The sequence below is a fragment of the Mesorhizobium sp. ESP-6-2 genome (assembly GCF_020164675.1).
GTDB lineage: Bacteria > Pseudomonadota > Alphaproteobacteria > Rhizobiales > Rhizobiaceae > Mesorhizobium.
In genome coordinates, this window is sequence record NZ_JAIUGT010000012.1 from 23,819 (window position 1) to 47,243 (window position 23,425).

The 23,425-nt window shown below is 62.7% G+C and carries 24 protein-coding genes; 6 read left to right on the plus strand and 18 right to left on the minus strand.

Annotated features, from left to right (window positions below; all coding sequences use genetic code 11):
- The first annotated feature begins 6 nt into the window (after positions 1–6).
- Positions 7–1,533 carry a M81 family metallopeptidase gene (locus LB532_RS26095; RefSeq protein ID WP_140638343.1) on the plus strand — a complete coding sequence of 509 codons (1,527 nt, stop codon included), beginning with the start codon at positions 7–9 and terminating at the stop codon, positions 1,531–1,533.
- 1 nt (position 1,534) lies between these two features.
- Here LB532_RS26095 and LB532_RS26100 read toward each other — a convergent pair whose 3' ends face one another.
- Genes LB532_RS26100 through LB532_RS26110 form a run of 3 tightly spaced genes read right to left on the minus strand, consistent with a single transcriptional unit; the run spans position 1,535 to position 2,824 of the window.
- On the minus strand, positions 1,535–1,780 hold the full coding sequence (locus tag LB532_RS26100) for a hypothetical protein (protein WP_210239866.1): 246 nt from the start codon (positions 1,778–1,780) through the stop codon (positions 1,535–1,537).
- 60 nt (positions 1,781–1,840) lie between these two features.
- Positions 1,841–2,581, minus strand: coding sequence for an SDR family oxidoreductase (locus LB532_RS26105; RefSeq protein ID WP_140638344.1), 741 nt, complete (start codon positions 2,579–2,581; stop codon positions 1,841–1,843).
- Between the two features lie 30 nt (positions 2,582–2,611).
- Positions 2,612–2,824: a tautomerase family protein gene (locus tag LB532_RS26110; RefSeq protein WP_140638345.1), complete on the minus strand. Its 213-nt coding sequence runs from the start codon at positions 2,822–2,824 to the stop codon at positions 2,612–2,614.
- A gap of 125 nt (positions 2,825–2,949) precedes the next feature.
- On the opposite strand from LB532_RS26110, the gene LB532_RS26115 reads away from it, so the two are divergent.
- Positions 2,950–3,888: a LysR family transcriptional regulator gene (locus LB532_RS26115; protein ID WP_140638346.1), complete on the plus strand. Its 939-nt coding sequence runs from the start codon at positions 2,950–2,952 to the stop codon at positions 3,886–3,888.
- Between the two features lie 58 nt (positions 3,889–3,946).
- Here LB532_RS26115 and LB532_RS26120 read toward each other — a convergent pair whose 3' ends face one another.
- The 5 genes from LB532_RS26120 to coxB form a co-directional block, all read right to left on the minus strand.
- On the minus strand, positions 3,947–5,317 hold the full coding sequence (locus LB532_RS26120) for a c-type cytochrome (RefSeq protein ID WP_140638347.1): 1,371 nt from the start codon (positions 5,315–5,317) through the stop codon (positions 3,947–3,949).
- Positions 5,318–5,424: 107 nt separating this feature from the next.
- Entirely contained in the window at positions 5,425–5,766 is a 342-nt protein-coding gene (locus tag LB532_RS26125) for a hypothetical protein (RefSeq protein WP_140638348.1), read from the minus strand.
- Position 5,767: 1 nt separating this feature from the next.
- Positions 5,768–6,370: a heme-copper oxidase subunit III gene (locus LB532_RS26130; RefSeq protein ID WP_140638349.1), complete on the minus strand. Its 603-nt coding sequence runs from the start codon at positions 6,368–6,370 to the stop codon at positions 5,768–5,770.
- Positions 6,367–8,310, minus strand: a complete 1,944-nt coding sequence (gene ctaD, locus LB532_RS26135) for a cytochrome c oxidase subunit I (protein ID WP_140638350.1) — start codon at positions 8,308–8,310, stop codon at positions 6,367–6,369. Before ctaD ends, LB532_RS26130 begins: the two co-directional genes overlap by 4 nt.
- Entirely contained in the window at positions 8,307–9,434 is a 1,128-nt protein-coding gene (gene coxB, locus LB532_RS26140; RefSeq protein ID WP_140638351.1) for a cytochrome c oxidase subunit II, read from the minus strand. Before coxB ends, ctaD begins: the two co-directional genes overlap by 4 nt.
- A 209-nt stretch (positions 9,435–9,643) precedes the next feature.
- On the opposite strand from coxB, the gene LB532_RS26145 reads away from it, so the two are divergent.
- The 3 genes from LB532_RS26145 to LB532_RS30420 all read left to right on the plus strand — a co-directional run bounded on the left by LB532_RS26145 (position 9,644) and on the right by LB532_RS30420 (position 12,333).
- Positions 9,644–9,955, plus strand: a complete 312-nt coding sequence (locus LB532_RS26145; protein WP_181169286.1) for a hypothetical protein — start codon at positions 9,644–9,646, stop codon at positions 9,953–9,955.
- Between the two features lie 507 nt (positions 9,956–10,462).
- Positions 10,463–11,758, plus strand: a complete 1,296-nt coding sequence (locus tag LB532_RS26150) for an Nramp family divalent metal transporter (RefSeq protein WP_140638352.1) — start codon at positions 10,463–10,465, stop codon at positions 11,756–11,758.
- An 86-nt stretch (positions 11,759–11,844) separates the two neighbouring features.
- Complete coding sequence (locus LB532_RS30420; protein WP_140638353.1) at positions 11,845–12,333, plus strand: hypothetical protein; 489 nt, start codon at positions 11,845–11,847, stop codon at positions 12,331–12,333.
- A gap of 70 nt (positions 12,334–12,403) precedes the next feature.
- Here the strand turns inward: LB532_RS30420 and LB532_RS26160 are convergent, their stop codons facing one another.
- Entirely contained in the window at positions 12,404–14,515 is a 2,112-nt protein-coding gene (locus LB532_RS26160) for a catalase (protein WP_140638354.1), read from the minus strand.
- A 301-nt stretch (positions 14,516–14,816) separates the two neighbouring features.
- Here LB532_RS26160 and LB532_RS26165 point away from each other — a divergent pair, with 301 nt between their 5' ends.
- Positions 14,817–15,380, plus strand: a complete 564-nt coding sequence (locus tag LB532_RS26165) for a sigma-70 family RNA polymerase sigma factor (RefSeq protein ID WP_140553532.1) — start codon at positions 14,817–14,819, stop codon at positions 15,378–15,380.
- Here the strand turns inward: LB532_RS26165 and LB532_RS26170 are convergent, their stop codons facing one another.
- From LB532_RS26170 to LB532_RS26215, 9 genes are all read right to left on the minus strand, one after another.
- The gene (locus LB532_RS26170; RefSeq protein WP_181172636.1) at positions 15,381–15,533 is read right to left on the minus strand and encodes a hypothetical protein; all 153 of its coding nucleotides are present in this window, start codon (positions 15,531–15,533) and stop codon (positions 15,381–15,383) included.
- A 185-nt stretch (positions 15,534–15,718) separates the two neighbouring features.
- The gene (locus LB532_RS30425; RefSeq protein WP_411908901.1) at positions 15,719–16,933 is read right to left on the minus strand and encodes a class I SAM-dependent methyltransferase; all 1,215 of its coding nucleotides are present in this window, start codon (positions 16,931–16,933) and stop codon (positions 15,719–15,721) included.
- A gap of 4 nt (positions 16,934–16,937) precedes the next feature.
- On the minus strand, positions 16,938–17,918 hold the full coding sequence (locus LB532_RS26185) for a GNAT family N-acetyltransferase (protein WP_140638355.1): 981 nt from the start codon (positions 17,916–17,918) through the stop codon (positions 16,938–16,940).
- An 8-nt stretch (positions 17,919–17,926) separates the two neighbouring features.
- On the minus strand, positions 17,927–18,979 hold the full coding sequence (locus LB532_RS26190) for a glycosyltransferase family 4 protein (RefSeq protein WP_224557444.1): 1,053 nt from the start codon (positions 18,977–18,979) through the stop codon (positions 17,927–17,929).
- Positions 18,980–18,987: 8 nt separating this feature from the next.
- Positions 18,988–19,824 carry a PIG-L deacetylase family protein gene (locus LB532_RS26195; RefSeq protein WP_140638357.1) on the minus strand — a complete coding sequence of 279 codons (837 nt, stop codon included), beginning with the start codon at positions 19,822–19,824 and terminating at the stop codon, positions 18,988–18,990.
- Between the two features lie 7 nt (positions 19,825–19,831).
- Positions 19,832–20,758 (minus strand): beta-xylosidase, encoded by a 927-nt coding sequence (locus LB532_RS26200; protein WP_140638358.1) that lies wholly within the window; start codon positions 20,756–20,758, stop codon positions 19,832–19,834.
- Positions 20,751–21,512: a TIGR04290 family methyltransferase gene (locus tag LB532_RS26205; protein ID WP_224557446.1), complete on the minus strand. Its 762-nt coding sequence runs from the start codon at positions 21,510–21,512 to the stop codon at positions 20,751–20,753. Before LB532_RS26205 ends, LB532_RS26200 begins: the two co-directional genes overlap by 8 nt.
- Positions 21,513–21,514: 2 nt before the next feature.
- Positions 21,515–22,318: a sugar phosphate nucleotidyltransferase gene (locus tag LB532_RS26210; protein WP_140638360.1), complete on the minus strand. Its 804-nt coding sequence runs from the start codon at positions 22,316–22,318 to the stop codon at positions 21,515–21,517.
- Positions 22,318–23,418 carry a glycosyltransferase gene (locus tag LB532_RS26215; protein WP_140638361.1) on the minus strand — a complete coding sequence of 367 codons (1,101 nt, stop codon included), beginning with the start codon at positions 23,416–23,418 and terminating at the stop codon, positions 22,318–22,320. The genes LB532_RS26210 and LB532_RS26215 overlap by 1 nt, the downstream gene beginning before the upstream one ends.
- Between the last annotated feature and the right edge of the window lie 7 nt (positions 23,419–23,425).

Sequence of the window (23,425 nt, forward strand, 5' to 3'; positions counted from 1 at the left end):
TTGCCCATGACCTTCAATGTCCTTACCTGCGAATTCATGCACGAGAGCAATACGTTCTCGCGCTTCCGTACCGACTTGCCGCAGTTTCAGGTGGACACGCTTCTCCTTGGCGATGACGCGATCCGCGCCCGGCGCAACGCCAATACCGAACTTGCCGGATTCATGGATGTGGCGGAACCGGCGGGCTGGAATGTGATCCACGCGATTTCGGCACATGCCGTGCCCGGGGGGCGCGTGACGAAAGCCGCCTATGACCACATCGCCGGTATTATCCTGGAAGCAGCGCGTTCGAACAAGAGCCGACTCGACGGAGTGCTGCTTGGACTTCATGGCTCGATGGTGCCTGAGTTTTGCCCGGACGGGGAAGGACATCTGCTAGGCCTTCTGCGGGCCGAACTTGGAGCGGACATTCCTGTCGCGGTAACGCTCGATCTTCATGCGATGGTGTCGGAAGACATGGTCCGGGACGCGCAGATCCTTGTCTCCTACAAGACCTATCCGCATGTGGATATGCGCGAAATCGGCGCGCATGCCGCCCGTATCCTGGATCGCGCAATGAGGGGTGAAATCGCGCCCCGGACTGTCAGGGCGCATGTGCCGATGCTGGACGAAGCGAATTCCGGCCGCACCGACATTCCCGAGACGCTGGCCCTTTATGACCGCGCCCGCGAGGCCGAGGCCGAGGGCTTGCTCGCGGTTTCCGTCAATGCAGCCTTCACGGGCGCCGACGTGTCCTGCGTCGGTCCCACCGTGCTCGCAACCTATGACAGCCGTGATCCCGGCGCGAAGGCAGCCGCCATGCGTGTGACAGAGGAACTTGCGGACAGGATCTGGCAGGGCCGGACCAAGAAGCGCAATGTTTTCATCGAGGTCGACCAGGCTGCTGCCGAGGCGCATGCCTGGCGCGGCGACAAGCCACTGGTCATTGCCGATTATGCCGACAATCCCGGCGCCGGTTCCTACGGCGACTCGACCGCGCTGTTGACGGGCCTGCTCGATGCGGGAGTGAGGGGTGCGGTACTCGCGCCGATGATCGATCCTCAAGCGGCAAATGAATTGCACCGTCACCGGCAAGGCGAAACCGTGACGGTGACGATTGGCGGCAAGGGCGACGCCAACTTCGGCGGCGGCCCGCTGACGGTGACGGGTGTGCTGACCAGGCTTTCGGACGGCACCTATGTCGGCGACGGACCGATTCAGGGCGGGCTCACCCATAGCTTCGGGCCCAGCGCCGTACTCGATGTCGACGGGATCGAAGTCCTGGTCGTTTCAGAAGCGCAGCAGATGGTCGACCTTCAGCAATTGCGGGCTTTCGGGATAGAACCGACGGCCCGCCGCGTGCTGGTCCTGAAATCGATGCAGCATTTCCGGGCGGCATTCGAGCCGATAGCGGGCAAGGTCATCGTCTGCGATGCGGGCGCGCTGGCAACGCCGCGGGCAGAACGGCGCCCCTATATCCACGCGCCGCGCCCGCTCTGGCCGCTCGACAAGGATTTCGAGCGCTTCGTTCGTCCCTTGGCCGACATACTCTAAACTACCAAAGCGGGCCAGTGCGGACGGCCCCTTCGATCTCCTCGCTGTATTTGTCGTCCATCTGCGCCACTTGGCGCCAGAACGCCTCCTTACCCTCCTCGGTAAGCCAGGGCTGGAGATAAAGCCGCATCTCTTCTTCGCGCAATTCGTGCTTCACAGCGGCACCGATATACGCGCGCAGGACTGCTTCATGGATATAGGCCGGTAGACCGGCAAAAACGTCTTGGTGCGTCTTGGCCGCCTGCACCAGCGCGGGAGGCCGGTCGATCCGCCAGTGATGGGAATGACGGCTTCATGATCCTGCTCCTCAGATGACCCCGCCATTCGCGCGGACGATCTGGCCGTTGATCCAGCCGCTGTCCGGCCCGACCAGCAGGGAGACGACGCGCGCGATGTCGTCGACCTCGCCCAGACGGCCGAGCGGGTTCATCTGTTTGATGCGGTCGAGCGTAGCCTGATCTTTGCCTTCGAGAAAAAGCTCGGTGGCCACCGGCCCCGGCGCAACCGCGTTGACCGTGATGGCGCGGGATCCCAACTCCTTCGCCAGGATGTGGGTGAGCGCTTCGACCGCGGCCTTGGTGGCCGCGTAAACGCCGTAGGTCGGCTGGTAGAGTCCGACGACGCTGGTCGAGAAGTTCACGATGCGGCCGCCGTCGCGCAGGCGCCTCGCCGCCTCGCGAAGGCCGTTGAACGTGCCCTTGAGGTTGATCGCGATGGTCTGATCGAAGGTCGCATCATCAAATTGAGCGACCGGCGCGAGCTTCATGATGCCGGCATTGTTCACCAGCACGTCGACGCCGCCATGGGCCGCTTCGGCGGAATCGAACATCCGTCTCACAGCTTGCGGGTCGCTGACATCGGCCTGGAAGGAGGTGGCTCGACCACCAGCCTTTTCGATTTCATCCACCAGCTTGGCGGCCGCGTCGGGGCTGCCTGCATAGTTGACGACGACCGTGAGGCCGTCGCTCGCCAGCCGGCGGGCGATGGCCGCTCCAATGCCGCGAGACGCTCCGGTGACGATCGCAACTTTGTTCGTTGAGGTGATCATTGTCGTTGTTCCTTTGACGTGTTGCTGCCATCAATCTTTCGCTCGATATTCCTGCGGGATCACGAAGACCTCGTCGGCGCGGGCGTAACCGCCGTCCTTGACCTCCTCGATCAGGACCATGGTGTGCCGCCGAGCGGCCTCGGAGAAATATTCCACGAGCATCGCCGTGGCCCGATGGACGATCTCTTCTTTCTGGGCCCGGTTCAGCGCCGCTTCGGGGACCTTGAAATTGACGAAGGGCATGATCTTCACTCCTGTCGATCTGATGACTTGAATGGTGTGAAGGTAGCTGTTTTTAAAACAAGCACTAGAAAGCCGATTTTAACATCACCATTTCAAAATCCATAACAATCGACTACGAGATGGTTATGGATCGCATCGACATCATGCGGCTCTTCGTCAGGATCGTCGAGCGCGGGAGCTTTGCTCAGGCCGCGCGGGACCTGCGGGTTCCGCGCCCAACCGCCACGCATGCGATCCAGCGTCTGGAAGCGGATCTCGGCGTTCGGCTCCTCGAACGGACAACCCGAAATGTGAGGCCGACGCTCGATGGCGCACGCTACCATGAGCGCTGCATCCGGCTCCTTGCGGACCTGGATGAGGTGGAGAGCGTCTTCAGGAATGCCGAACCCAAGGGTCCGCTTCGTGTGGATATGCAGGGGACCATCGCGCGGTTTTTCGTCATGCCCGTCTTGCCCGAGTTCATCACGCGCTATCCCGGCATCTCGCTCAGCCTCAGCGAAGGCGACCGGATGGTCGACCTCATCACTGAAGGCGTCGATTGCGTCGTGCGAGCCGGCGAACTGTCCGACTCGTCTCTGATCGGTCGCCGCATCACCGCATTCGAGCAACTCACCTTGGCGAGCCCAGCCTATCTCGAACGTCACGGCGTCCCTTCGACACCAGATGATCTCGGCGGCCATCGAATGGTTGCCTATACCGCCTCCGCGACAGGGCAGCCATACCCGCTGGAGTTCGAGAAGGACGGTGTGGCAAGTGAGGTTCCACTACCCTACGATATCGTCGTCCGAGGCGCCGAAATCTACACGGCCTCCGGCGTTGCCGGGCTCGGATTGATACAGGTCCCGCGCTATCGCGTGGAACATCAGATCGCCGCCGGACAGTTGGTTCCGATACTGGAAACCTTTCCACCCCCGGCGATACCCGTATCCGTGCTCTATCCCCAGAGCCGCCATCTGTCTTCGCGGATCAGGGTGTTCATCGATTGGCTGGCGGACGTCTTTCGCGCCCCTCGCGGCGCTGCCGGGCGTTCCTCTCAGAAGGGCTCGGTCGAGATATCAAGCTGAGGCAGTTCATCGTTGCACGGAAAGGCGGAACAGGTACGCCACGCTTCGGCACACCGTCTCATGGCCCGTCTCTATGCATGAATGTGAGATGCCTCTGGTGCATTCTCAGGCGAAGGCGTCTGGCGAGCAGAAGCGCCAGACCAAGCGCAAATACGATGCCGCCCGCCACCAGCGCCTGGGCCGCCAGAACCAGCACCGTCTGCTCTGTCGTCGAGCCTGCCCGCATCTGGCGCACATCGGCTGCCGTGACGCTGACTTGCGGGTTTCCGAAGCGCGCGGTCACATAGTTTGCAAGGGCCGCCACCTGGCCGTCGTCCAGCCAGCCGTCAAAGGCCGCCATCGATTTGCGGCCCGCGACGCCGCCTGCCTTGACGCCTTCAAGGATGGTCATGACGACATTCTCAGGCGAGGTTACGCCGAGAGTGCTGTTGTTGGTCAGTGATGGATAGGTGCCATCCGCCGATCCGTCTCCATTCAGGCCATGGCATCCCGAGCAGAGCGACCGGTAGAGATCGTCGCCCACCGCGACCCCGCTGCCCTCCACGCTGGTTTTCGTCCCGGCATCGCGGGCGGCTGCGGGCGGATTGGCCCACGCGAAGCGCGGCCGCGTCTCGTCTCCCGATTGGGCGGGCACGGTCCTGAGATAGGCGACGATGGCACGAATATCGTCGTCCGAAAGATATTGCAGACTGTTCATGACGGTTTCCGCCATCGGACCGCCCGCATACGCCTTTCCAGGCACGGCGCCGGTCTTGAGAAACCGAAACAGCTCCTCATCGCTCCAGCCCCCTATGCCCGCGATCTTGTCGCTGCTGATGTTGAACGCCTGCCAGATGCCGGCGCTGCCGCCGGCAAGCTTGCGGTCTTCATCCATGCCGAAAGTCGTATTCCTCGGCGTGTGGCAGGCGCCACAGTGGCCGAGCACCTCCACCAGGTAGGCGCCCCTGTTCCACGCGGCGGTTCTGCTTGGATTTGGCCCGAAGCCGCCGGCGTGGAAGTTGGCAAGTTTCCACAACCGGAGCGTCCAGCGCTGGTTGAATGGAAAGGGCAGGATGTTTGGCGGCCGCGGCTGAGAAATCGGCGCCTTCGTGAGGAGGTACGCTCGAATCGCGAGCACGTCCTCGCGGTTCATCCCGGCGAAGCTGTCATATGGCATGGCGGGATAGAGATCGGCCCCGTCGCGTCTGACGCCTTTCTGCACGGCTCGCACGAATTCGTCGGCGGAATAGCGCCCGATGCCTGTGTCGGGGTCCGGTGTGATGTTGGTGGAATAGACATCGCCGAACGGCGTTGGCACCCGATAGCCTCCGGCGAAAGGCCGGCTCGGATTGGACGTGTGGCAGCCGACGCAATCGGCGGCTCGGGCAAGATATTCGCCTTTCTGGATCTCGTTCGCCCGCAGCGGCGTGCCAGGCGCCAGCGACGCCATGACGGTCGCGACTACACGTAGGAGAACGGCGAGGAACGGAACGCTCGCAGCAGGCCACCGCAAACGCTGCCCATGGCGGATGACCGCTCGTCGGCTCCGCTGCACAGTCACAGTTCGCATCCGCTGAAGATCAATCCGGCCGCCATTTGCGCCAGCATGACGAGCGTGAACAGGGCCCCGATACCTACCGAAGTCCTGGCCAGAAACGCGCGCGTGCGCGCCTTTAGGGGCGGGCTCGTGCCGTGCCTTGGATCACGAACGGCGCGCCATGACCACAGGACGCCCAGCGCCGCGACGGCGGCGCCTGTCAGCGAGAACAGAACAGTGGGCCGAAACCCGGCGCTGCATTGCCAGTATGCGATTGAATAGTCGAGCTGCAGCGATACCGCCCACGCTGTTGGTCCGGTGACCAGGCCTGCCCAGGAAACGCCCGTGCGGATCGCCTGCATGTTACATCCTCGGGACCCAGTAGATTACGAGATAGAGCACGACCCATGAGACGACCACGAAGTCCCAGTAGAAGGCATTGTCCGACACGTCGCTGAAGTGGCGTCCGGTGTTGCCTTTCTTGGTGAACATGAGAACGGCGAGCACGATCGTGTCCCCGACATCGGTGAGGAGGTGTGTCGTGTGCAGGCCGAGCAGGAACCAGACGATCGACCCGTAGGCATTCTGGTCCCAGGAGATCCGGAGCGCAGGAAATTCCCAGATGCGCACGATCAGGGGAAGAATTCCGGCGATCGACATGACCACGATGCCGATGCGCACCTTCACAAGGTCCTGCCGCCGCGCCCAAAGATCGATCAGACGGTTGGGAACGGCGCTGGCAAGCAGAATGACCAATATTGCCGTGCCCGGCAGGAGATCGGGTGCTGGCGCTCCGATCGGCCAATGCCGCGCCTGCACAGCCAGGTAGAAATAGGTGCCGATCGCCAGGGCAAAACCGGTCGCTTCAAGGGCGATGAAGGCCACCGTTCCCCACCAGATCGGGCTCGCCGATCCAAAATCATAGGTGGGCAGGCGGCTGACGTCGACGGTTGGCCGGTGTCTCATTCTTCGTCCTCCGGCTCGCCTTTCGGCCAGAACCAGCAGATAAAGCCGATCGAGACCGGTATCGCGCCCCAGACCACCGCCCATGGCGTGTATATCGAGCCCAGAAACGCGCCGCCCACGGCAATGGCCGAGAGCAGCGGCCAGATCGAATTGTCGGCCGATGGCACCCGCAGCTGCGGCACCGCATCGGCGACCGTGCCGGCAAGCACCTCGCGCGCGTCGACGCGCAGGCCCTCGACGACCGGGAGTATGTCTGCTTCGGCCCAGAGCGGCTCGCGATGGGTCACCACCGGCAGGCGCGAAAAATCGTAGGAAGGCGGCGGCGACGTCGTTGCCCATTCCAGTGTGCTCGCCCCCCAGGGATTGTCTCCCGCGATGCGACCGTTGCGAAGGCTGAGCAGCACGTTCAGGACAAAAAGCGCGAAGCCGGCGAACACCACCAGCGACGAGATGCTGATGAACAGGTTCGTGCCGCCCCAGCCGCTCGCCGGCGGATAGGTGTAGACGCGCCGCGGCATGCCTTGCAGGCCAAGGATGTGCATCGGGAAGAAGGTGAGATTGAAGCCGATGAAGACAAGCCAGAAATTCCAGCGGCCGAGCCTCTCGGACAGCATGCGGCCAGTGATCTTGGGAAACCAGTAATAGACGGCGCCGAGCAGGGGGAATACGGCGCCCCCGACCAGCACATAGTGGAAATGCGCTACGACGAAATAGGTATCGTGCACCTGCAGGTCGAGCGGCACCGAGGCGACCATGACCCCGGTCAGCCCGCCGATCACGAAGGTGAAGATGAAGCCGAGCACGAAAAGCAGCGGCGTGGCAAAAATCGGCCGGCCGCCCCAGATCGTCGCGGTCCAGCAGAAGATCTGGATGCCGCTCGGAATGGCGATCATCATCGAGGAGGCGGTGAAGAAGCTCTCGCCGAGCTGCGGCAGGCCCGTGGCGAACATATGATGCACCCACAGACCGAAGGAAAGAAAGCCGATCGCAATCAGCGACAGCACGATGCCGAGATAGCCGAAGACCGGACGGCGCACGAAGGTCGGCAGGATTGCCGAGACGAAGCCGGTCGCGGGAATGAAGATGATATAGACCTCCGGGTGGCCGAAGAACCAGAACAGGTGCTGCCAGAGCAGTGCATCGCCCCCGGCCGCCGGATCAAAGAACCTGGTGCCGACCAGCCGGTCGAGGATCAGCATCGTGCTCGACACCATCACGGCGGGCATGGCGAACAATATGATGAAAGCCATGACAAGGACCGACCAGACATAGAGCGGGATGCGATCGAGCGACATGCCAGGGGCGCGCTGCTTGAACACAGTCGCGATGATCTCGACGGCGACCGCGAGTGCGGACACTTCGGTGTAGGTCACCATCTGCGCCCAGAAATCGGGACGCTTGCCGATCCCATATTCAGGTCCGGCGAGCGGCACGTAGGAAAACCAGCCGGCATCCGCGCCCGTGTCGAAAGCGAAGGCGATCCAGATCATCAAACCGCCTGAGAGATAGACCCAGTAGCTGAAGGCGTTGAGCCGCGGGAAGGCGACGTTTCGGGTGCCGATCATCAGCGGCACCAGGTAGATGGCGAACGCTTCCATGACCGGTACGGCGAACAGGAACATCATCGTCGTGCCATGCATGGTGAAGAGCTGGTTGTAGAGATCGGGGCCGATATGGCGTGCCTCCGGCGTGGCAAGCTGGAACCGCATGGCAAGTGCCGACAGGCCGGCAAGGGCGAGGAACAGGAAGGCCGTCACCATATAGCGCCGTCCGATCAGCTTGTGGTCGACCGTGACCAGCCAGCCATAGAGGCCTTTCGGCGTCCGCCAGGCATGCGCCAGACACTCGTGCAGTCTTGCCTCGTCGAGGCCGATGTCGCGGATGCCTTTCAGGGCCGCTTCCTGTCTTTGCCCGGCCGTCTTCCCGGCAACGCCACTCATTCAAGGCTTCCAAGATAGGCGACGACCGCATGAAGATCGTCGGCGCTGAGAGCAATGCGCGGCATCTTCGCGCCGGGCTTTAGAGATTGCGGATCGGCGATCCACGCGGCAAGTGCGCCGGGCGCCATGGCCAGCGTGTCGGCGGCCAATGCACGCCGGTTTGCGAGATGGGTAAGGTCGGGCCCGACCGTTCCCTTGGCCGGCGTGCCCCTGATCGTGTGGCAGAGCGCGCAACCGGTGGAAAGAAAAGCCTGCTGGCCGCGGCGTTCCTCCTCGCTGGCAGGCGCGATGGCGGCGGCGTCTTGCCTGGACCGCCATGCCTCGAACGCTTCGCGGCTTTCCGCGACGACGATGATGGCCATGTGGGCATGCTGGTAGCCGCAGAACTCGGCGCACTGGCCGCGATAGATACCGGGCCTGTCGGCAATGAGGGTGATCTCGCTTGGCCGGCCCGGAATGAGGTCCCGTTTGCCGGCGAGACTTGGCACCCAGAAGCTGTGAATGACATCGATCGAATCGAGCTCGACCTTGACTGGCTCGCCGACGGGAACGTGGATTTCGTTCGCCGTGACAATCGTCCGCGACCGATCATCGTTGGGATAGCGTATCTCCCACCACCATTGATGCCCTGTGATGCGGACGGTGAGCGTCTCCTTTCCGCCCAGCGAGGCAATGGATTTGCCTGCGAAGAAGCTCGTTATCGTCAGCGCGGAGAGAACCAGCACGGTCGCCGCGACGGCGCTTCCGACCGCGCGGCCAAACCTGTGCTCCTGATGGCTGTCGATGACCAGCGGCGGGGGTGCTGCTTGTGCCCGGCGCTGATGGAAGAGCGCCATTGCCAGGGCCAGCATGACGAGCAGCCAGGTGATGGTCGCCACCGCGCCAAAGGACCAGATGAGATCGAGAATCGCACGGGCATTCGCACCATGTGCGTGGAGCGCGGATTGCCAGCCGCTGCACCCGCTCAGGACCGTCGACACCAATGTAGACGCGGGGCCGGCCCGTTTCAGGATGCCTAGGAAGACGATTGCCGGACGCGGTTCGAGCTGGACGTGCAAAGGCGGACGCAACCGATGATCGCCGCCGTTGCCGGGAGCGGATGACGGGCCCGTGCATCTTGCCATGTAAAATCCACCATCGATGAAGGCGATAACGCGGATCGCTGTAAAAGGATGCTTGGCAACGGTGGCCGGCTTTTCTGCGCTGCGATTGGCGCCGGGCCGAGGCTTGCGCGCCGGGAGCGCAACCAAATGGCGGATATGCCCGTTTCTTCAGGCAAAGGCGCGGGACGCGCATCGGACGGGTCCGCGCCGCGAAAGTTTAGGAACTAGCCATGAGCAACACAGACAAAACGGCCGGCGGACATCGAAGCGTCGCAGGCAAGGACAATCGCAGCCAGGACGCGACGCGCAACGACCGCCGAGGCAGGGAAGAGACGCGGCAGGAACAGGCTACGGACAGCCATCCGGAAGAGGATCCGGCGGAGGGTTCTCGCCAAACGGTCGAGCGCGAGTTGGACAGGCTGGATCGGTCGGGGCGTAGCGCCTCGCAATCCACCGACCAGGCCCAGGTGGAACGCGCGCGTGAGAAACTGCGGGAGCAGGTCAGCGAACAGACGCAATTGCCTGGACGAGGCTCGGCCTGACAGCACCAGTAGATCGCCCAGGGTCGACTTTCTGTTTTTCTCGGCTATCAGACGGCACGCAGGTCGTGCCGCGCCTGCCGCTTTCCGCTTTCCCGAATCCAGAGAGCCGCCATGAGCAGCGCGGCCCCACCATAGACGGCGCCCACGCCATGGCGCCACGATCCCCGCGAGCGGTAAGGTGATGGAAGAGCCAGCGTCCAACCAGCGGCAGGGGCGCCATTGCCATAGCAGATGGAGGTCGAAAAGAGCGCGGTGAGGCTCATCGCCGGCACCTTCCGCGAACGTCGCTCTCCTCGTCGGCCCCGGGGCATATCATGTCGATGTTCAAGCCGATGCGGCTTCAGCGGCATCAACGGGCAAGCCGGGCGCTACGTTCCATTAGGCGGTTGGCTTCCACAGGAACAAAAAGCCTGAACGGGGGTTCCAGCCTCAATCTCAGAAACGGCACTTGGTCGGAACAATCGACATGAATTTCTCCTGTGTGGCCTCGTTGGACACGCCTCTCCAATGAGTGGACCAGCTGACAATGCCGACCAAAGCGAGAGGCAGCGAAAAAACGGCGGCATCACCCGGGCGCTCGGGCTCGGACTGATCACCGGGGCGGCCGACGACGACTGCTCGGCCATTGGCACCTATGCGAGTGCCGGAGCCCGGTTCGGGCCCGACCTTTTGTGGACGGCTCCCGTCACTCTCCCGATGATGTACATCGTCGTCTATCTCTCGTCCAAACTTGGCCAAGTCTCGGGCCGCGGTCTTTTCAAGGTCATTTCCGATTTCTATCCGCGTTGGCTGCTGTGGTCCGTGCTGGTGGGCGTGCTGATCGGCAACACGATCGAGGCAGCCGCCGATCTTGGCGCGATGTCGGCGGCTGTCGTGCTGTTCGTTCCGCTGCCTTCGAACTTGGTCGTCATTGTTGTTGCGATGATCATTTTTGCCTTGCAGGTGTTCGGATCCTACAAGCTGATCCGCAACATATTCCGATGGTTGGCGCTGGCCCTGCTTGCCTACGTGGTCTCCGCCGTGCTCGCCAAGCCGGACGTGGTCTCTGTGCTGCGCGGCACCTTGCTGCCGAAAATCGAGTTCAGCCGCGAATATCTGTCCATCATCGTCGCCATCGTCGGCACGACGCTGTCCGCCTATCTCTACACCTGGCAGTCCAACCAGGAGGTGGAGGAGGAGATCGCCAAGGGCAGAACGAGCCTCGAAGAGCGCAAGGGAGCCACCGAGGGTGAACTCCGCCGGTCCCGGCGCGATATCCTGATCGGCATGATCTTTTCCAATCTGATCATGTATTTCATCATCCTTTCTACCGGATCGACGCTGTACGAGGCAGGGCAGACCCAGATCGAAACGGCGGCGCAGGCGGCCGAAGCGCTGCGGCCGCTTGCCGGTGACGCGGCGGGAATTCTCTTTGCGGCCGGGGTGATCGGCGTCGGCTTCCTGGCGGTGCCGGTCATGACGGCGGGCGCCGCTTTCGATTTCGCGCAGGCCATGGGATGGAAGAATGGCTTGAACGCCAAGCCCCGACACGCGCCCAAATTCTACATCGCCACGGGAGTGATCACCCTGGTGGCGGTGGGTCTCAATTTCTTTGGCTTCAACCCGATGAAAGCCTTGGTCTGGTCCGGCATCGTGCAGGGTTTTTCAACGCCACCTCTGCTGCTTCTCATGCTCATCATGACCAACAATCGCAAGATCATGGGCGACAAGGTCAACAGCAGGGCCACCAACATTCTGGGCGGCGTGACGACCATAGCGGTCTTTGCGGCGTCCGCGGGACTGGTGGCGACCTGGTTCATGTAGTTCGCCGGCGCGGAAAGGACGTTCAGGCCCAGTGGAACATCCACGGTCAACTCTCGTTGAAGTTCGTATGAGAGAAAGGGCTGTCCATGTCAAAGTTCCAAGCCGCCACTCAAGAGCATTTAGAGCAACTGAGACTCGAGGCTTCGGCTCGTTTCGCCCCGATGATGCTGCATGAGGCATTGTTGCGTCTTTCCCGGGCCTGCGGGGATGATAGCCTTGCCCGGTTCGAGAAAGCCATGGTCGATCAGATCGAGGCGACCAAGGACGATCGGGCCGATTTCGAGGCGATCAAGGAATTCGCGATCGAACAGCTTTATGGCTGGATCAGGGACGTGAACGAATCGCCGGATAAGAAGCAACCGCTGGAAAAGATAGAGGACCGCAGAACCCCCGGCCGCTCGGAAGAGCCGCAAACGCTGGAGGATCAGCTGCAGGCCGGTCTGGAAGATTCCTTTCCCGCAAGCGACCCGCCAGCGGTGGTGTCCACCTCCATTCCAGGCGGAGCCAAGAAGCTGGTCGGAACCGACGAAGTGCTGAGAAAACAGCGGGAGGCCAAGGAGCAACACCGCCCATAACCCGCACCACTGGAATCCGGCTGGCCGAACCGCCGCTCACGGACGGGGAATCCGTGTGGGGTCGATCGCGTCACAGCTTGACGGCCGCTTCCCGGGCCCACAGTCGCAGCTTGCGGCAAGCCTGCACGAATGCCTTGGCGGAGGCTGCGGAGTCCAGCCGCATCAATCCCTCATCGGCATCGGCGGCGACGCCTGCCTTGGCCAGCAGCGGCTCGGCTCCCGGTGTGAAGCCGATGAACTTGCAATGTGCGAAGGCATCCGACACGAAGTCCTTCGCGGCTGCCTCCTTCACCAGCAACTCGGCGTCCGGTTCGGACAGGAGCAGTACCACGGCGTCGAACAGGACCGATGGACCGCCGTCGATCATGTGCCTGGCTTCGATGTGGGTGCCGTCGGCGGCCTCGACGCCGCCTACCTTGGGTGCGATTACCTCCATGACCGCGCCTTCCGTTTCGATGGCCGAGCGGATTTGTTCGAAAAGCGCCGTGTCGGCCCCGTCGCTCAGCAACACGCCGACCTTGCGGCCTTTGAAACTGTCGGGGCCGTTCTCGATAATGCTGAGAGCCGGAGACGGCGGCAGGTCGTCGCGCGGCGGGACGGCGGCCTCGGCGGGGTCGGGCATGTTTCGAATGCCAAGCTTGTCGGCGACTTGAGTCGCCAGCGTTTCGTCTATGTTCAGCAGATGCGCCACCATGCGTTCGCGGATCGCCGGTGCCTGCACCTTGCTCAATTCGAATGTCAGCGCCATGGCGATATGGCGTTGCTCCGGCGCTGTCTGGCTGTTGAAGAATTGCCGCGCCTGGCTGTAGTGGTCGGCGAAGCTCTCCGCCCGCAGGCGCACCTTCTGCCCCTCTTCGGCGTCGGCAAAAGAGCGGAAGCCGCGTTGCGGATCCTCGCGGGGACCCGATCCCCACGAATTCGGCTCATAGTTGGCGCGGCCGACCGGGTTGTGCATGGCCATGTGCCCGTCCTGCTGAAAATGTGCGAAGGGGCATTTCGGAGCGTTGATCGGAATATGGGTGAAGTTCGGGCTGCCCAGCCGCTTCAACTGGGTGTCGAGATAGGAGAAGTTGCGGCCCTGCAGAAGCGGGTCGTTGGAGAAGTCGATCCCGGGCGGCACGTTCTGGGTCATGAATGCGACCTGCTCGGTCTCGGCGAAGAAATTGTCCGGCATGCGGTCGAGCACCAGCCGCCCGACCGGGATTGGCTCGATGATCTCTTCAGGGATGATCTTCGTGGCGTCCAAGATGTCGAAGTCGAAGCTGTCGGCAAAATCCTGGTCGAACAATTGCACCGTCAGCTCCCATTCCGGGAAGTTTCCTGATTGGATCGCTTCCCACAGGTCGCGGCGGTGGAAGTCGGGATCGGCACCATTGATCTTGACCGCTTCGTTCCAGATCACCGACTGCATGCCGAGTTTCGGCTTCCAGATGAATTTGACGAATGTGGATTCGTCGTCGGCATTGACGAGGCGGAACGTATGGACGCCAAAGCCTTGCATGAAACGGAAGGAGCGCGGTATCGCTCGATCCGACATGATCCACATGACCATGTGCATCGATTCCGGCATCAGGCTGATGAAATCCCAGAAATTGTCATGTGCGGTCTGGGCCTGCGGGAAAGCCCGGTCGGGCTCCTGCTTGGCGGCATGGATGAGGTCCGGAAATTTGATGGCGTCCTGGATGAAGAAGACGGGAATGTTGTTGCCGACGAGGTCCCAATTGCCTTCCTTGGTGTAGAGCTTGACGGCAAAGCCGCGTACGTCTCGGGCGAGATCGAACGAGCCCTTGTTGCCGGCAACGGTCGAGAACCGCACGAAGGCTGGCGTCTTTTCGCCAGCGCGCTGGAAAATGTCTGCACGCGTGTATTTGGCCAGCGATTCATAGGTCTCGAAATAGCCATGAGCGCCGTAACCGCGGGCATGCACCACCCTTTCCGGGATGCGTTCGTGATCGAAGTGGAAGATCTTGTCCCGAAAGTGGGAGTCCTCGATCAAAGACGGTCCGCGCTCGCCGATCCGCAATGTGTTCTGGTCGTCGGAGACAGGAGTTCCCAGGGAGGTCGTAAGAGCAGGCGTTTCGGCTCCCGCGATCTGGTGCAATTCGCCGCCATTTCCCCGCGCGGCATTCTGATCGTGCACGCTCGCCGATTTGGGAGCTGAACGGTGTGCGGATTTGGCCATGATTTTTCCTCGATTGACGCCCGCGGGCTGACTTGGCTCAAGGCGCCGAACTGCTGGCGCAGGGCTTTGTTCCCGCACAAACGGCGCGCCGCCCTACCCGAAGCCAGCGCGGGCACGCCGGTGCACGCGCGCCAGGGGGCGCAGGCACAGCAGGATCGTTCGGCCGGCATCCTGGCAGTGCAGAATTTTCTGGAGAGTTATCTTCAACGCCCGGAACGATACAAACGTCCATGCATTTAGCTGGGGTCTGCATTCATACTTCTTTCTGGGAGCTGGACCATTGTCAGGCGAAGGCTATGTTTTGGCCGACCAGGAAACCCATGAAGTTTCCATCGTTGACCTGATACCCGCGCTGCGGGCTTTCGCGCGCACCTTCTGCCGCATCCCCGACGATGCCGACGATCTGGTGCAGGAGACGCTGACGAAGGGGCTCGCCAACATCGACAAGTTCGAACCCGGCACGCGCATGAAGTCGTGGCTCTTCACCATCATGCGCAACACCTACTACACTCGCATCAAGGTCGCTGCCAGGGAAGCGCCTGGCCTGCTCGACTGCGCGTCCTCGAGGCCGATTTCGGAAGCCACCCAGGAATGGACAGTTCAGAGCAAGGAAGTTCACGGCGCCATCCAGAGGCTCCCTGAGCACCAACGCGAGGTGCTGATGCTGATCGGCGTTCTTGGTGTCAGCTATGAGGAAACGGCCGAGATATGTGGTTGTGCGGTGGGGACGGTCAAAAGCCGGCTCAATCGTGCCCGCGCCGCCGTCCTTGAGTTCCTGGGGGAGAGTTCGCTGCAGACGCTGGTGGAAAGACGAAATCATCTGTCGAATGGACAGTTCGATATCGATGCCGACAGCCGCAGATAGTCAGTTCTTTACGTCGCGCCGGCGTTTCGCGACGAGCGCGTTTTGCAGTTCGATCGCCAGTCTGGTCAGGCGATCGGGAACCTTTTCCTGTTCGATGGCGATCAGCAGAGAGGCAATCTCCTGATCCATCGCCATGCCTGCGCGCGGGTCCATGGTATCATCGCTCGAACGGGACATCGTATTCTCTGGATGGATGGCAGTCCTTCATCCTACTGTGATGACAAGCGCCGGGCATTACAAGCAGATGGCCGGCGCAGAGACCGTTGCCAGGTAGCCCTTGCACAGGTTTTTTCTTCTATTCTCGATTGCCGAGAGTCGCGGATGCAGCGCGGCGCCTTTCAGTCCTTCGGCAATCGATTTGCGGCGTGATCCTGATATTGATCGGACTTGATCTGATTGCCATCCAGGCCGCGTTCCTCGCTGTGCTGCTTCTTGTCCCTGTTCGACAAAACCGCGTTTTCTTCGATCTTGTCCTTGGCCAGTTCGGTCATTGCTCCGGAGTCGGCACCTTTGTCGTGGCTGCCGCTGCCGACATGTTTCTTGCTGCCGGATGCCATGCTGTCCTCCATTGAATTGGCGGCGCTCTTCAGCGTCTCTGTGTTCGAGGCCCGAACTGGCATTGGCTGGTAATGTTCCGTCACGCCGGCAAGCAGGAAGGCGTCGCCGTCCCACAGCCGAAACGGCTTTTCGCTATCGATGACGATCCGCAATCCGTGACGTTGCGCCAGGCGATGGATATCGGCGCGGTCCAAAAACATTGATTCGCGATATGAGTAATTCAGCAAGGCCAGCCTGCCCGGTCTTTTGAGGACGCGCGCGATTTCGCCGAAATGCCGCTCTGCCACGCCGGCCAGCACCAGATAGGGGAAACTGTCGACCGCCAGAACGCAGTCGAAACTCGCGTCACCGAACTCCGCCAGATCGAGGCCCGAGGTTCGCCGCAGCTCTACATTGCCAAGCGCTGCGCATTGCTCACGGGCGATGGAGATCATCCTCGACGATATGTCTATGCCGACGACCCGGCCACAGGATGCCGACAGGGCGCGCTCGAAACGCCCGATGCCGCAACCGATGTCCAGAATCTTTCGTCCAGCTCCGGTGAAGTCTTGCGCTTCCAACCATGCGACTATTTCGTCGGTCGTGGCGGCTAGCCTTTCCTCATCGCCGAGAGAAGCCAGCTGGACACTCGCCACCCGGGAAATCGCTGCCGCGGCGTCAAAGCCCGAGGCCAGCCGCGTGACGACATCTGCATCCGTCTCGTCGTCGTCGCGTTCGTGACGAACGGCGGAACCCGTTTTCTGCAACGTGGCAAAAACCTCCGATCCGCGGCGAAGCAGCCCGGCTATCTGCTGGAGCCTTTCCCTGTCTCGGGAATCGACCGAATCGATCTCCGCCACGATCTCCGCCAATTCGACTGCCCCGATGCCTGGCTGGAGATGCAGCGCCAGCCTGGCGATCACGGCCTCGGCGCTGACAGCGTCCGCCATACAGTCCTCGACCGCCAGCCTGACCGCTATCCGGCGGCGCACGGATGTTGGTACCATCGAACCCATGGGCTCATTTCCGCGTCCAAGTCCTTCGCATCGTCCACCTGTCGCCAGCGCCCCAGCCATATTTGTAAGGCTCCCGGCCGCGCAGGAAGTCGAACTCGCGCGCACTTTCGCGGATCGATTCGGCAATTGCGTGGCCAACCAGGATCGCGCCTGGACTTTCCTCCGCATAGGCAGGATCAAAGCCGCCAAGATAGGCATAGGCACGGCCGCGATGGTGAAATCCGTAATAGGCGCCGATTGGCTTGCCGTCGATCGCGAGCAACCAGCAGCGGGTCAGATCGCGGGCGTCGAGCAGGGGAAGTGAGCGCCTGTGGAATCGCTCCACCGCCGGGTCGGCCAGCACACCGCCTCCGTTTCCAGCCCAGCGCGCGCCGTGCAGGCCTATCAGGTGATCGAGGAACAGCTGAGGATCATCCCTTGCCGGCGACAACACGACCCGGCCGCGCCTAAATGCGGCGCGCCGCGCCCGGCGTAACTGGCGTCTGCGCCGGGCGGGGACGCAGCCCGCCAGCGTTTCGTCGCCGTCGGTGGTGAGCACGGGACAAACGGCATGCCCGACCGGTCCAGCGGCCTCCAATTCGGGATGTTCGATCGCGAGACCGGCACTGCCCTGCGGCAGATCCGGCAGGATCCACTGCGACCACTCGATCGAGAGTATCTTCTCGGCAAGGGCAGCGGCGACCTGGGCTTCGCTGCCGGGCACACAAAGCACGTCCAGATAGTCGCTGAGTGAAATGCCGATCGGAAGCAGTTTCGACCCTGCCGTGCCATGTTCGAGATAGAGCGGTGCCAGGCCCACCAGATCGTCGCAGCGCCAGATGGCGACCGTCGCCAGTTCCCCCGGAGCGAATGTGTGCCACCACGGCAGCAGCCAGGCGGGACATTGAAAGGGCGTCGCCGACGAACTCTGCTCCCACAGTTTCCACCAATGCGGCATCAGCGCATGCAATTGCTCTGGCTCGCCGATGATCTCGCTGCGCAGCATCGGCTCGTTCACCGTGCCGCGGCGAAGCGCCTGCGGTCGGCGCCGAGCCGGGCCAGCGCCAGATAGGCGCTCATGTAGGATGAGACCATGCGCTCCAGCGAAAACCGCCGACGCGCCTCGCTTCGGCACGTCTCGGCATCGAGGCCGGGTGCCGCGAGAATTGCTTGCGCCATCTCGTCGACATTGTTGACGATAAAGCCGGTCTTGCCGTGCTCGACCACATCGGGAAGCGCACCGCTTGGAAGGGCGATCACCGGTGTGCCGCACGCGAGTGCTTCCATCGCGACCAGCGAACTGGTCTCGGCGGCGAGGCTCGGAACGACCAGGCAGCGTGCTGCATTGAGCAGGCGCCGCTTGGCGGTGAAGCCGAGCGGGCCGAGGAAGCGGCGCCGGCGATCAAGGCGAGGTTCGACTTCATCGCGAAAGTATTGGATATGCGTTTCGTACGGATAGACCCGCCCGCCGATGACCAGCGGCACATCAGCCCGCTTAGCCGCATCCAATGCCAGGTGTATGCCCTTTTCCGGGCAGATGCGGCTGAGCACGAGGGCGAAGCCGCCCCTGGGCCGCGGCTGGTTCAGCGCGTCGATATCGACACCATTCGGGATCGGGGTAATCAAGCTTGCATCCGGCGGCGCGGTTCTCTGCTGGGCCGACGAGACGGCGTGAAGCCAGAGGTCGTCGCGTGTCGGGCGCAGTACCCCGGCCGGGTACCAGTCGAGCGGCAGGTGAAGGGTCACCAGGGTCGGACCGTCGGCAGGCAGGTAGGCGTCGAAGTCGATGCCATGGAGATGAACCAGGTCGATCGGCCATCGGGTGCGGGCGGCGGCGATCGCGGCGCGATGGGACTGCTGCGCCCGGTTTTTCGCCGCCTGGTCGAGCACGCCGGCTTCGGCGGGCGTTTCCACCAAAATGCCGCTTGCACTGGAACCCTGGCAGCCGATGACAATGGACCGATGGCCGGCGTGGGTCAGCGCCTGATCGAGCATTGACAGCACCTGCTCGGCGCCGCCAACGGCGTTCGGTCCCACCGGCGCGAGAGGATAGGCAACATTGAGCACTGTGAGCGTCATGGCTGGTCGAGCCGGAGCGCCTCGTGAGCACGGGCGCTCGCATGCAGCCAGGTGCCGGGCTCGAAACCCAGCGGCAGCGATTCATAGTAGAGCCTGCCATCGTTGGGCAGCTTCAGGAAATCATAGGTCGGCGCCAGTCGGAAGCGCTCGGTGCGGGTGGAAAACGGCGCCAGCGTTCGCTGCTGCGTCAGGTGGCTGGCCAGCATGCGCTGCTTTTGCTGAAAGGCCGCTTCGGTCAGGCAGACCTCTATGCAATCACTGCCGGTGCCGCTGGCGAAATCCTGAAATACCGGGCCGTCCGGGCCAGCCGAATAAAAGGCCATTTCGATGATGGTGGGCACGGGCCGGCGGTCACGGCGCAGAAGATGGCAGGCCGCGTGAACGGCAAAAGCGGTCGCGTCGTGGTCGGGATGGCCTCCCTCGAAAGGATGTGTGCAGACGAAGCGGATGTCGGGTTCGCAAACAAGGCAGGCGAGTTCCTGCGCGAGCGCCACGAGATTCGCCGCAGCCTCCTTGTCGGGATAGCCAAGGGCGGTCAGGCCCGATGGCGATATGCCGGCCGCGGTCAAGGCTTCCGTCAGTTCCGCACGGCGCGCATCGGCATAGCCCTGCCATGTCTCGAAACCATGCGCTTGCGCGTCGGCAAGATCGCGTGGTGCTCCGTCTGTGACATGGACGATGCGGCATGACCGCAGTCCGGCAAGATGCCCGCCGATGCCGATCGTCTCGTCGTCCGGATGCGCGACGACGACCATGATGGCGGAGCCATGTGCTGCGTCACTGCCCGTCAACAGGGCCGCGAATTCGCCCAGGGTTGCCGACGGTTGATGCATGGGAGCCTCACGCTGCCGAGGCCCGCCGCCTCGACGTGGAAGCCACGCCGGGCGCGTAGCGGCGGATCATGGTTGCACAGAATTCGGCGAATTCCTCCGGCACCAGCGGCGGACTGGTGTGGTGAGGCATCATCCCGCGATGCTCCGGCGTGAAGCAGAAGGTGACGGTCACGTCGAAATCGGCGAGCGCTTCCATTTGTCGATCGAACCAGTTCAATGCATTCGGCCTGAAGCTGTCGGCCCAGGAAAGTCCGGTCCGCATATTGGTGACCCCGAGCCGCTTCATCCAGGCGACGGCGTCGTCCAGTCGCGGGTCCTCGAAATGAAACCACTGCACCAGCCCCATCTCGGGCGTACGGCGCAGGAATTCCTCCAGTGCCGGTTTTGGCGTGCCGTCCTGGCGCAGCAGCCCCATATGGAAATGACGATAGTAGGAGGAGCCTTCCGCTTCGCGATGGCGCGTCGTTGCTTCCCATTCGCGCGGGAGATCATAAAGGCTGTACCACTGGATGCGCGGAGCGTTGCCGAGCAGCAGCTCAGCGGTGCGCCTGAGGCCCCAGACCTGGATCTCGTCGGCGCCGAAGGTCGATACGCCGACTTCGCTGACCCAGATCGGGAGATCGGTGACGGCCGCGATCTCACCGATCTTCTGCGGCCATTCCTGGATCTGCCACAGGTTCCAGTCGAGCGGGAAGCCATGCACGGCGACTGCGTCGACATGGTCCAGCAATCCGAATTCCTTCATGCGCGTTATGAAACCGGGGTCGATCGGCGAGATGCCGCCGAGTACCTTGGTCAGGGCCGGATTCTCGGACGCGATCGCATCTGCCGACAACATTGCCATGGCGGCGAAGCGGCTCCAATCGGGGTCGAGCTCGGGGTCCCAGTGCGATTTGTTGTTGGGCTCGTTCCAGATCATCGCGGCTTCAATCATGGAGCTGTCCTTTCGATGGGTAGACGGCGCCGCCGCCGGCCGGGTCGCCGGCGGGACGGCAGAAATAGACCTCCTGCTCGGGATGAAGAAAGATCTCGAAACCGGCGCTGCGCAGCATCGCTTCGGTGCAGGCGCGGTTGGGGATCCACCAATTGGTCGGATCGTCGGCGTAGCGATGTTCGATGAAATGAAGTTTCGGAAAATCCGGCTCGTCGAACAGGTCGTGCGTCCAGAAGTGATAGTCCTGCTCCAGCGCGGGCAGATCCTTGCTGCCGCGCTGCATCGACTGAAAAATCATCAGCTCACCCGCGACATGCTCGCGGATCAGGTCGAGCGCGAGCAGGGGGTGGCGCAGGTGGTAGAGCACACCCATGAAAAGCACGATGTCGAATGTCTCGCGCAGGGCACCGACGTCGTAGACTGAAAGCTTCTGGAACTCGATGTCGCAGTCCGCGATCTCGGCGGCAAAGCGCGCCTGTGCCAGATAGGCCTCGTCGAAATCGATGCCGAGGACACGACCGGCGCCGCGCCGTTTCATTTCGATGGAGTAGAAACCGGCATTGCAGCCGATATCGAGCACGGACTTGCCGGCCAGGTCGGCGGGGATGGCGTCGGCGAACTTGCGCCACTTGACCAGCGGGTAATTGCCGAGAAAGTGGTCGGGAGCGGTTTCGACGCCTGCCAGCTCCATATTGTGGAACCATGGGCCAAGGGCATCGATACGGCGTCGAATTTCAGCATGGGAATGCAGCATGGCTAGGCTCCTTCGCCCGGAACGGCAGGCACATGCGAATGTGCCTTGGACGCGATCATGGTGGGCCGGTGCTGTTTGGACGCGGCATCTTCGTCGAGCAGCCGAAGGGCCGCGCGATAGCCGTTGAAGGTCCCGACGTCGACATAGGCGGCCCCTGCCTTGACACCATAGGCCTGACCGCCCGCTGCCAGATGGGCGTTGATCAACGTGCCGATATATTCGTCATGGCAATCCCGCTCGCGCCAGAGTGCCGCTAGCCGGTGCAGGACATGGCCCGGCATCTTGAAGGCGCCCCATATCCAGTTCGTGGCGGCGTCCTCTCGCTTGACCTGGATTTCCCGCACCCGGCCGTCCTCGCCGAGAACCACGGCATCGAAGAATTCCGGCCGCTCCACCGGGAAGAGCAGGAATGACAGCTGGTCGTCCGGCAGACGGCAGAAGCCGTCCTCGGGAAACCAGATCGTATCGGGAAGGCCGATCAACACCGTCTCGTCCGGTGCGACGAGGGGTGCCGCTCGGAAGATCGCGTCGCAAAGGCCGACAGGTGTGGGCTGTACCACGAACAGAGCGGTCGCCGCGCCGTAGCCCGCGGCATAATATTCGAGGATATCGGATTTGCCCGATCCGATGATGAAACAGATCTTGTCGACGCCGGCGCGCACCATCCGCCGCACCAGATATTCGCTTACGGCGCAGGGGCGCTCCGTCTGTCCATCGATCCGGCTCCCGACCGGCAGCAGTTCCTTCGAGAAGCCGAGCGGTTGAATGCGGCTGCCGCGTCCGGCAGCGGGCACGATGCCCAACATCAGACTGCTTCCTTCATCGGTTCGCCGGCCGACCTTTGCAAGGCTTCGTTCAGGATGCGATCCAGCTCCGCCGCGCGCCGTGCGGACGTGTGTTCGTCCAGTACCCGTTCACGCGCACGGCTTCGGATGGCATCGAGCTCGTGCGCTGGCAGTTTGAGCGCTGCGACCACGTCGTCCGTGTCGTGCGCCAGCAGAATCTCGCTGCCGGGTTTGAAGAAGCTGCTGAGGCCCGGCCAGGTGTCGGTGATGATCGGTACGCCGCATGCCGCCGCTTCGAACAGCCGGCCCGACGGACACCAACCCTTCTGTGCCATCGCCTCGCGCGTCACATTCAGCGTCAGGCGGGACGATGAAAAGAAGGCCGGATGGTCGGCCGGCGGAAGGTGCCTGACGAAGAAGATGTTGTCGCTCCACGGGAATTCCTGCGGATATTGCGCACCGCCGATGATGAAGCGGTGGTCAGGCAGGCGCGCGGCCGGGCGGACCAACAGCTTTTCTACGCCGGCCTGGCGATCCGCCGCATAGGTGCCGAGATAGGACAGATCGCCCGCAAATTCCGGCCTAGGTACTGCCGGCCGGTGCTGGTCGGGATCGACATGGCCATAGAGCGGCACCACGTGGCGTGCACCGAGGACCGTCTTGAGCGCGTCGATCGCCGAGCCGCCCGTGTAACTCAGGACGAGATCGAAATCGGCAAGGCCCTCGGGCCCGAAATAGGGTGGGCGTTCACCTTGATCGACGCGCGCCAGCGTGACCGGAGTGTCCAAGTCGTAAAAAACACGCAGCCCGCGGCATGCCTGCCGCGCCAGGCGTGAAGCGTCCACGGCGTCGGGGCAGTAGGAGGTAATGATGACGACGTCCGATTGCTTGATCGTCTGCTCCGCGACCCTTCGGATATCCTCCCAGTCCGGGTAGAGCACGACGTTGCCGCCGTCCAACTGATCGAGGTCCCTCGCACCGGCATAGTAAGGGGTGTCGCGCTCGAAAAAGGTGATGGACCAGCCGTGCCGGGCCAGCGCCCGGATCAGCCCGCGCCACAAGGTGGCGTGACCGTTTCCCCATGAGGACGTGACGGTGAGACCGAAAATGACCATCTGCATCCGGCAA